7 protein-coding genes are annotated in these 9,256 nt (G+C 72.8%); 2 read left to right on the forward strand and 5 right to left on the reverse strand.

What is annotated here, in order from left to right; genetic code table 11:
• Window positions 1-124: 124 nt before the first annotated feature.
• Together ACWENR_RS27475 and gdhA are read right to left on the reverse strand one after the other, a co-directional pair.
• Window positions 125-1,495, reverse strand: coding sequence for an alpha/beta hydrolase family protein (locus ACWENR_RS27475; protein WP_452279845.1), 1,371 nt, complete (start codon window positions 1,493-1,495; stop codon window positions 125-127).
• 116 nt (window positions 1,496-1,611) lie between these two features.
• Window positions 1,612-2,937 carry an NADP-specific glutamate dehydrogenase gene (gene gdhA, locus ACWENR_RS27480; RefSeq protein ID WP_452279846.1) on the reverse strand — a complete coding sequence of 442 codons (1,326 nt, stop codon included), beginning with the start codon at window positions 2,935-2,937 and terminating at the stop codon, window positions 1,612-1,614.
• A 616-nt stretch (window positions 2,938-3,553) separates the two neighbouring features.
• On the opposite strand from gdhA, the gene ACWENR_RS27485 reads away from it, so the two are divergent.
• On the forward strand, window positions 3,554-4,147 hold the full coding sequence (locus tag ACWENR_RS27485) for a hypothetical protein (protein WP_452279847.1): 594 nt from the start codon (window positions 3,554-3,556) through the stop codon (window positions 4,145-4,147).
• Window positions 4,148-4,235: 88 nt separating this feature from the next.
• Here ACWENR_RS27485 and ACWENR_RS27490 read toward each other — a convergent pair whose 3' ends face one another.
• Both ACWENR_RS27490 and ACWENR_RS27495 read right to left on the reverse strand, forming a co-directional pair.
• Window positions 4,236-5,678, reverse strand: coding sequence for an MFS transporter (locus ACWENR_RS27490; RefSeq protein WP_452279848.1), 1,443 nt, complete (start codon window positions 5,676-5,678; stop codon window positions 4,236-4,238).
• Window positions 5,679-5,763: 85 nt separating this feature from the next.
• Window positions 5,764-6,000, reverse strand: coding sequence for a hypothetical protein (locus ACWENR_RS27495; RefSeq protein WP_452279849.1), 237 nt, complete (start codon window positions 5,998-6,000; stop codon window positions 5,764-5,766).
• A gap of 146 nt (window positions 6,001-6,146) precedes the next feature.
• Between ACWENR_RS27495 and ACWENR_RS27500 the strand changes: the two genes are divergently transcribed.
• Window positions 6,147-7,295 carry a geranylgeranyl reductase family protein gene (locus ACWENR_RS27500; protein WP_452279850.1) on the forward strand — a complete coding sequence of 383 codons (1,149 nt, stop codon included), beginning with the start codon at window positions 6,147-6,149 and terminating at the stop codon, window positions 7,293-7,295.
• 170 nt (window positions 7,296-7,465) lie between these two features.
• Here the strand turns inward: ACWENR_RS27500 and ACWENR_RS27505 are convergent, their stop codons facing one another.
• Window positions 7,466-9,169 (reverse strand): bifunctional metallophosphatase/5'-nucleotidase, encoded by a 1,704-nt coding sequence (locus ACWENR_RS27505; RefSeq protein WP_452279851.1) that lies wholly within the window; start codon window positions 9,167-9,169, stop codon window positions 7,466-7,468.
• Window positions 9,170-9,256: the final 87 nt, after the last annotated feature.

The following is a 9,256-nucleotide window of genomic DNA, read 5'->3' on the forward strand; positions in this document are numbered from 1 at the left end:
AGCAGCAGGCCGCCGACCTCGTCGCCGAGCACTGGAACAGCTGACACACACGCGAACACGACCGCTGGCCGGTACCCCGCACGGGGTACCGGCCAGCGGCGTCTCCAGGTGACGGTGACGTGTCCTAGCAGGCGGGGTAGAGGCGGCGGGTGCCGACGCCGGCGGCGTACGCGGCCCGATCGCTGAACCGGCAGCCGTAGTCCGGCGCGGCCACCGCCGCCCGATCGGTCACCGGGTCGCCGGCGGGACGGGCGCCGGTGCGTACCCAGGCGGTCAGGTCGTCCCAGGCGGCGCCGGCCTCGGCCGGGGTGAACTCGCAGTGCTGCGCGGCCCGGATGGCCCGCTGGACGACGAGCCGGCCGCGGCCGTGCTTCGCCACGTCCCGGGCGTACGCCTGCTCCATGGAGAACGGCACGAACAGGTCGCCGAGATTGTGCAGGCTGACCACCGGGGCGGTGGGCCGTCCGGCGATGCGGGGCACCTCGGTCAGGGTCGGCAGGATCCGCTGGACCGGGTTCTCCGGGGCGACCCGCTGCACGGCGGCGTCGACGTCGACCGGGCTGTTCGGGACGTACCGGGTGAACAGGTTGGTGGCGAGCTGCCCGGGACGCTCGGCGGGGGAGTCGCCCCCGTCGGTGGTACCGATCGCGAAGAGGAAGTCCTTCCACACCGCGAAGGACGCCGCCGCCCCGGGACGCGGGCCGCCGGACCGCTCGATGGTGATGTCCCGCAACTGCCTGCCACGAGCGTTGGTCGTGTCCGGACCGGTCGGGGTGAGCCCCGCCAGCCCGAGGGCCACCTGGATGCGGGGGACGGCGTTGCTCAGGTAGTCCGGCGGGGTCGGGTACGCCGGCACGCCGGCGAGAGCCTGGGCGACCAGGTTGTAGTCCAGGAAGAAGTCCAGCAGCTGGTGGTCGCCGAGCACGCCGCACATCGGCAGCGCGCCGTCGTAGAAGCCGGGGTACTGCTCCAGCGAGCGGGCGATGACGTAGCCGCCCATCGACACCCCGGCCGCGTACGTGCGGTGGGGACGCTTCACCACCCGGGCGAAATGGTCGGCCAGGTCCTTGGTGCCGCGTACGCCGGAGCGGACGTCGAAGCCGTTGCGGTCGTACGACGAGGACGCCCAGGCGTACCCCTGCTCCAGGAGGCGCTGCCGCAGTCCGAAGCCGGGCGGCTCGGGCGAGAGCACTTTCTCCTGGCCGCGGTAGCCGTGCGCCCACATCACCAGGTCGCCGTTCCACCTCGCCGGCACCTCGATGACGAAACCGGCATGCCGGTGCACGCCCTGCCGGACGGTGCTCGGCGCGCCGCCCACCACGAGCGGCGCCAGCGGCGGATTGTCGATGGTGTAGCCGGGCAGCGGCTGCGTACCGTCGGAGTGGCGGTCGGTGGCGGCGGAGGCCGGCGCGGCGCCGGCGAGCCCGACCGCGACGGCCAGGGCGATGCCGGCGGCCAGCAGGCGGCGGGCGGCGCGCACGGGTGAGGACGGCATCGTTGCTCCCTCGGAGGGGCCGCCCAGGGGTGGCGGCGGGACGGGTGCCTACCGGCCGGTAGCGCCCCGAAGGTAGGCCCGCCGTCGAGGTGTGTCAATGGCGACCGGGCGCCCGCTCAGATGAGGCCGTGCGCCAGCATCGCCTCCGCCACCCGCCGGAACCCGTCGATGTTCGCCCCCGCCACGTAGTCGCCGGGCAGCCCGTACTCCTCGGCGGTCGCCCAGCACCGGTCGTGGATGTTGCGCATGATCTCCCGCAGGCGCTCCTCCGACGCGGCGAAGGTCCACGAGTCCCGGGCGGCGTTCTGCTGCATCTCCAGGGCGCTCACCGCCACCCCGCCGGCATTTGCCGCCTTGCCCGGCGCGAACCGCACCCCGGCCCGGCCCAGGATCCGCACCGCCTCCGGCGTGGTCGGCATGTTCGCGCCCTCCACCACCGCGACGCACCCGCCGGCCACGAGCGCCGCGGCCTCCGCGCCGCCGATCTCGTTCTGCGTCGCGCACGGCAGCGCCAACTGGCAGGGCACCTCCCAGACGGTACGGCCGGAGACCGCCACCGCGTGCGGCACGTGCTGCGCGTAGTCCTCCAGGCGGGCCCGGCGCTGCTCCTTCAACTCCCGCAGCAGATCGAGGTCGATGCCCTTCTCGTCCAGCACGTAGCCGGTCGAGTCGGAGCAGGCGACGACCTTCCCGCCGAGCTGGTGCACCTTCTCGATCGCGTAGATCGCGACGTTGCCGGAGCCGGACACCACCACCCGCTTGCCGTCCAGGCTGTCGCCGGCCTGCCGGAGCATCTCGTCGGCGAAGAAGACCGCCCCGTAGCCGGTGGCCTCCCGGCGCACCTGCGCGCCCCCGTACGCCAGCCCCTTGCCCGTGAGGACGCCCGACTCGTACCGGTTGGTGATCCGCTTGTACTGGCCGAACAGGTAACCGATCTCCCGGGCGCCAACGCCGATGTCCCCGGCCGGCACGTCGGTGTCCGCGCCGATGTGCCGGTACAGCTCGGTCATGAAGCTCTGGCAGAACCGCATCACCTCGCGGTCGGAGCGCCCCTTGGGGTCGAAGTCGGCGCCGCCCTTGCCGCCGCCGATCGGCAGCCCGGTCAGGGCGTTCTTGAAGATCTGCTCGAAGCCGAGGAACTTCACGATCCCGAGGTACACCGACGGGTGGAACCGCAGCCCGCCCTTGAAGGGGCCGAGGGCGCTGTTGAACTCCACCCGGAAGCCCCGGTTCACGTGGATCCGGCCGTGGTCGTCCTCCCACGGCACCCGGAAGATGACCTGCCGTTCCGGCTCGCAGATCCGCTCGACGATCCGTGCCTCGGCGTACTCGGGGTGCCGGGCCAGCGCCGGGCCGATGCTCTCCAGCACCTCGCGTACCGCCTGATGGAACTCCGGTTCTCCCGGATTGCGGCCGACCACGCTGGCGAACACCGTCTCCACGCTCTCCGGCATACCGATACGTCCCTTCGCTACTGACTGGTAGCACCGTTGGTATCACCCCGCGTCCGCTTACCCGCGAATCGTCCCGGGATACGGACTGTGACCGTCGTCCGGTTCACGGATGGTGCCGGCGTCGGGCCGTGGGCATTGAGGGCAGGTGGGTCTCGTGAGGCGCTGTCGAGCTGCCCCACCTGTGGGACACTTCCCGTCGCGTGCCGACCCGATGGCGGCGGGCGGCCGGATTGAGTCGTCTGGTGTCGCCTGTCCGGTTTCGGGGTGTGACCGGGGGCATCGTGGGCCCGGAATCCTGGCCGGGCCGGGGTCGTTACACCCTGCGTACGGCCGAGCAAGGGCACGTCACCGCCTGCGGGCCGGGGTGCCGGGGCCCGGAATGATGGCGGGCCGGTGGTCGTTACACATGGTCCGGCCGACGCGAGGGCGTCCCCCGCCCCGCACCATCGGGCCACCCCTCCGGCCCACGCGAGGCCGGTCTGATTCTTCCCGGCACACCATTGCCGGATCCCCCCGAGTTCCTCTTGAGCGCCGGACGGTGCTTGCACCCGTTGTTGCCGACCCCCTTTCGGCCGTGGGTGTCTACCCCCGAATGGAGCCCATCGTGAACACGATCATGCGTAAGAGCGTTCTGGGTATCGCTGGTCTGGCCTTCGCCGGTGGTGTGTTCGCCGGTCCGGCCGCCGCCCACGCCACCCCGGTCGAGGCCGCTGCCCCGATCACCGCCGTGGCGGTGGCGGACAAGCAGGGCGTGGACAAGGCCAAGCTGATCCCGCACGGCGTGCAGGGCACGCAGTCGCGCATCGACCTGTCCGACGAGCAGGTCGCCAACGTCAAGGCCATCATCGCGGCGACGAAGAAGGCCGGCATGGACGAGCGCGCCGCCGTCGTGTCGATCGCCACCGCGTTGCAGGAGTCGAAGCTGGAGAACCTGGGTCACCTGGGTGAGCGCAACGACCACGACTCGCAGGGCCTGTTCCAGCAGCGCCCGTCCAGCGGGTGGGGCACGGTGGAGCAGATCACCGACCCCGAATACTCGACCACCGCCTTCCTGAAGGGCCTGAAGCAGGTCGACGGGTGGCAGGACATGCCGCTGACGAAGGCCGCGCAGACGGTGCAGGTGTCGGCCTACCCGGACCACTACGCCCAGTGGGAGCAGCAGGCCGCCGACCTCGTCGCCGAGCACTGGAACAGCTGACAACACGCGGAAACGACCGCCGGCCGGTACCCCGCACGGGGTGCCGGCCAGCGGCGTCTCCGGAATCCGGCGACAGAGCGGGCGGCGGTCAGCGGCGGTGGCCGAGGGCGACGTCCACCAGGGCGGCGATCAGCGCCAGGCCGATGACGGCGGCGGCCAGCAGCAGCGAGTGCCGGAACGCCAGCGAGTAGTCGCCGTCGCTGCCGGCCAGCGCGGAGAAGAAGACCGAACCGACGGCCGCGATGCCGGCCGCGGAGCCGATGCGCTGACCGGTCTGCAGCATGCCCGCGCCGCTGCCCGCCTGCGGCACCGGCACCTGCGACAGCGTGAGCGTCTGGTTCGGGGCGATCACCAGGCCGCTGCCCAGCCCGGCGAGCAGCAGCGGCGCGGCGGTCAGCCACGGCACGCTCGCGTCGGGCGACGCCAGTTCGAGCACGCCGACCACCGCGACGAGCCCGACCACCACGGTGAGCAGCCCGACCGCGACCAGCGGCCGGCCGAAGCGGTTGACGATCCGGCCGCCGAGCGCGGACGCCGCGGCCGAGCCCAGGGCGAACGGGGTGATGGCCAGGCCGGCGACCAGCGCGCTGTAGCCGAGACCGTTCTGCAGGTACAGCGTGAAGATGAAGAAGATCGCGGTGAACCCGCCGAAGTAGACCAGCGCGATCAGCGACCCGAGGGCGTACGACCGGAAGCCGAACAGGCGCAGGTCGAACAGCGGCTCCCGGCGGCGGGCGTACCACCGCTCCCAGCCCCAGAAGCCGGCCAGCGCGACGAGCCCGGCCGGTACGAGCAGCCACTTGGCGCGGCTCTGCCACTGCTGCTGGACCAGCGGCAGCAGCACCAGCAGCACGCCGGCCCCGAGCAGCAGCACCCCGACGGGGTCCAGCCGCCGGCGGTCGGTCGGGCGTGCCGGGCGGGCGGGAAGCAGCCGCCAGCCGAGGACGACCGCCGCGATCCCGACGGGCACGTTGACGAAGAACACCCACCGCCAGCCGTGCTCCGCGCCGCCGATGGCGATCAGCAGGCCGCCGAGCAGCGGCCCGACCGCGGTGGAGACGCCGATGGTGGCGCCGAGCAGGCCGAAGGGGCGGGCCCGTTCGGGGCCCTGGAAGAGCTCCTGGATCAGGCCGGTGACCTGCGGGTTGACCACCCCGGCGGCGGCGCCCTGGAGCAGCCGTGCCGCGACCAGCCACGCGGGGGAGGCCGCCAGGCCGGCGAGCGCGCTGGCGAGCGTGAACAGCGCGATGCCGAAGACGAACGCGGTCCGCCGGCCGCGTGCGTCGCCGAAGCGCCCGGCGGAGACCAGTACCAGCCCGAACGTGAGGGCGTACCCGGAGAGCACCCACTGCACGTCGCTGGGGGAGGCGCCGAGGGCGCGGTCCATCGACGGGACGGCGACGTTGACGATGCTCACGTCGAGCAGGGTCATGAACGCGGCGACCAGCCCGACTCCGAGGGCCTGCCAGCGCCGTCGGTCGTCCGGCGACGCGGTGGCGTCGACCGGTCGTGGCGTACGCGCCGGACTCATCGTGCCTCCCGTGGACCGGCGACCGGGCATCGCTGTCCGCTACCCCGGCCCCCGGGAGGCGAATCGTCGCGGCGCGCCCGCCGGCTCACGCCATCTGGCGGGCGCAGAACCGGGGGCCGAAGTCCAGGCCGGCCATCGGCGAGTCCTCGCGGTGCAGCAGGTTCTTCTCGGTGAGCAGGTGCAGCGGCGCGTGCAGCTGCTCCTCGGTCAGGCCCGCCTCCTCGGCGATCATGTCCGGGTACGGCACCTGCCCGCGCGCCTCCAGTGCCGCGACGGCGTCGTACACCCGTTCCTCGACCTCCGACAGTTGCACCTGCCGCATGATGTCCCCTCCTTCGCCTTGCCCGCCCCGCGGGCGGTCGCGCCGCGCGGTTACCCCGTGGCCGAGCGAAGATGCCCACCCGATCGGGCGGTGGTCGGCCCGCGCCGGCGCCGCCGGGAACGGGCCGCCTGACATACGCTGCACCGGTGATCATCTGGGATCTCGCCGTCGTCGGCGCCGGCCCGGCCGGCCTCTCCGCCGCTCATGCCGCCGCCCGCGCTGGCCTGCGCACCCTCGTGTTGGAACGCGCCGCCCATCCCCGTTACAAGACCTGCGGGGGCGGCCTCATCGGCACCTCGCTGGCGGCGGTGGGGGAGCGGATCGAGGTGCCCGCCCACGACCGGGTCGACCGGGTCACGTTCACCCGGGACGGGCGACGCCGGTTCACCCGGCGGCACGCCGGCGGCCCGCTCGTGACGATGGTGCGCCGCGAGGAGTTCGACGACCGGCTGCGCGCCGCCGCGGTCGCCGCCGGGGCCGAGGTCCGCGAGCGCGCCGCGGTCCGCGCCCTGGAGCAGGACCCCGAGGTCGTACGCCTGCGGCTGGCCGACGGGGAGCCGGTGCACGCGCGGGCCGTGGTCGGGGCGGACGGCTCCTCGGGGGTGACCGCCCGGCACGTCGGGGTCCGGCACCGCCAGGTCGACCTGGGGCTGGAGCTGGAGTTGCCGGTGTCGCCGGCGGAGCAGGACCGCTGGCGGGGCCGGGTGCTGCTGGACTGGGGACCGCTGCCCGGCTCGTACGCCTGGGTCTTCCCGAAGGGCGACCGGCTCACGGTCGGCGTGATCGCCGCCCGGGGCGAGGGGGAGCGGACGCGGGCCTACCTGCGGGCGTTCGTCGACCGGCTGGGTCTGTCCGGGGTGGAGCCGGCGCACGACTCGGGGCACCTGACCCGCTGCCGCGCCGACGACTCGCCCCTGCGCCGGGGCCGGGTGCTCGTGGCGGGCGACGCGGCGGGGCTGCTGGAGCCGTGGAGCCGGGAGGGGATCAGCTACGCGCTGCGCTCCGGCGAGCTGGCCGGAGCCGCGGTGGCGGCCGACGACCTGGCCGGGTACGAGCGCGCGGTGCGGCGGGACCTGGTGCCGTCGATGCGGGCCGGACACCGCCTGCTCGACGTGTTCGCGAAGCGGCCGGAGGTGTTCCACGCGCTGCTGGCGACCCCGCCGGGCTGGCGGATGTTCGTCCGGTTCTGCCAGGGGCGGGCGAGCTTCGACGAGACGCTGGGCCGCGCCCCGGTGCGGGCGGCCCTCGCGCTGCTGGACCGGCTGCCGACCCCGAGGGCGAAGCTGCCGTCCTGACCGCCGACGCGACCGGCCGGGACCCAGTAGCGATCCAGGATCCTAGGATGCCCTAGGGGTGGTGACGGGCCCGACCTGAAGCGCGGCACTGCCACGAGGCTCGCGAACACCGGGCCGGTACGCGGACGGGCCGCGGGCGATCCGCCCACGGCCCGTCCGGTGATCGTCGGTCAGAAGACCGGCACGCCCTCGCGCACCAGCCTCCAGTTCGGCTGGTAGAAGTCGGCCGGGTCGATCACGCCCCGGGCCTGCGCCCAGTCGATCAGCAGCTGGCGGATCTCCTGCTGCTCGTTGTAGACCTGGGTCTTCACGATGCCGGGGAAGTTGCCGCCGCCGCTGCGGCGGTAGTTGTTCACCGCCACCACGAACTGCGCGTTGTCCGCCACCGGCGTGTCGGTGCCGGGCAGCACCAGGCGGGTGATGCGATGGCCGGAAGGCCGGGAGATGTCGATGTCGTAGTCCAGGCCGGAGATGACGTCGTAGTTGTAGTCCTGCACCGCCGGGTCGCTGATCTTCTCGGTGTCCACCGGCGCACCGGGGGCGAGGGTCCGGAAGTACTTCGCCGAGTGCTCCAGGTAGGTGCGCACCTCGGCTCCGCTGAGCACGACGGCCTCGAGGGTGTTGTCGAAGACGTACAGCCCCGCCACGTCGCGGATCTTCACGTCGCCGGCGGGGAAGACCGCCGTGCGGCTGAACGGCGCCGCGATCGACAGCACCGGCAGGGCCGCGTACGACGTGCCGGCGAGCGCCTTGCCGACCACCTCGGTCTGGACGTGGTTGATGAAGTCCAGGATCGGGGTGTCCCGGTACCGGCTCTCGGCCGCCGACAGCTCGACGGTGGAGCGCGCCACCACCTGGTTGACGTACGCGACGGTCTTCTGGTGCTGCGCCCGTACGGCGGCCAGGACCTTCGGGTCCTCGACGACGGTGTTGGTGTTGAGCAGGGCGGCGGACTTGTCGGTGATCTTCCACCGGCCCTTCTCGCGGACCAGGGTGAAGTCCATCCGGCTCAGTCGCTGGCCCCACTTCGACGGCTCGGTGAGGAGTACCCGCTGGCCGGTCTCGCTGTTGGTCACGAACTTCTCGGCGACCTCGGCGTGGGCGTGGCCGAAGAGGATCGCGTCGATGTCGCGGACCTGCTCGGCGATCAGCGCCGTCGGGTTCTCGATCGGCAGTTCCGGCCCGTAGCTGGAGGTGCCGCTGTCGCCGCCGTGGGCGGAGATCAGCACGATGTCGGCGCCGCGCTCCCGCATGATCGGCACGTACTTCCGCGCCGTGTCGATCATGTCGTCGAACCGCAGCTTGCCCTCGACGTTGGCCCTGTCCCAGATGGCGCTGCCGGGGTTGGTCAGGCCGAGGATGCCGACCCGCAGCGGCGGCGCGGCGAAGCCGACGTCGACCTTCTTGATGACGAACGGCAGGAAGGCCGGCTTGCCGGTGGCGGCGTTGACGGCGTTCGCGGCCAGGGCCGGGAAGCCGAGCTGCGAGATCCACCTGGCCAGCAGGGGCAGGCCGTAGTTGAACTCGTGGTTGCCCAGCGTCACCGCGTCGTACCCGAGCACGTTCATGGCATTGGCCATGGGGTGCGTCGCGCCGGTGGTGGTGATCGGCTCCTGCTTGGCGTAGAAGGTGGCCAGCGGCGTGCCCTGGATGGTGTCGCCGGCGTCGATCACCAGCGTCGCCCTGCCGCGTCGCTCCGCGCGGATCTGGTTGACCAGGGTGGCCAGCTTGGCGACGCCGACGTCGTTCTGCTTGCTGTCGTCGTACTCGGCGTCCTTGTAATAGTCCCAGTTGTAGACGTTGCCGTGGGTGTCCGAGGTGCCGAGGATCGTGAGGTCCCAGGTCCGCGACCGGGCCGCGCCGGCTCTGGTCATCCGCAGCGCGAGCGCCTCGCGCCCGTCGAGGTCCACCGTCATCGGGCTCCCTTCACGAAAGGTCGCCGTCAGCCTAGGACCGCCCAC

The sequence above is a fragment of the Micromonospora sp. NPDC004336 genome (assembly GCF_053602615.1).

Excerpts from the sequence above, each read along its gene's own strand:
- ACWENR_RS27475 (WP_452279845.1), bottom strand. The coding sequence starts at position 1,495 with ATGCCGTCCTCACCCGTGCGCGCCGCCCGCCGCCTGCTGGCCGCCGGC.
- ACWENR_RS27490 (WP_452279848.1), bottom strand. The coding sequence starts at position 5,678 with ATGAGTCCGGCGCGTACGCCACGACCGGTCGACGCCACCGCGTCGCCG.
- ACWENR_RS27505 (WP_452279851.1), bottom strand. The coding sequence starts at position 9,169 with ATGACCAGAGCCGGCGCGGCCCGGTCGCGGACCTGGGACCTCACGATC.
- ACWENR_RS27495 (WP_452279849.1), bottom strand. The coding sequence starts at position 6,000 with ATGCGGCAGGTGCAACTGTCGGAGGTCGAGGAACGGGTGTACGACGCC.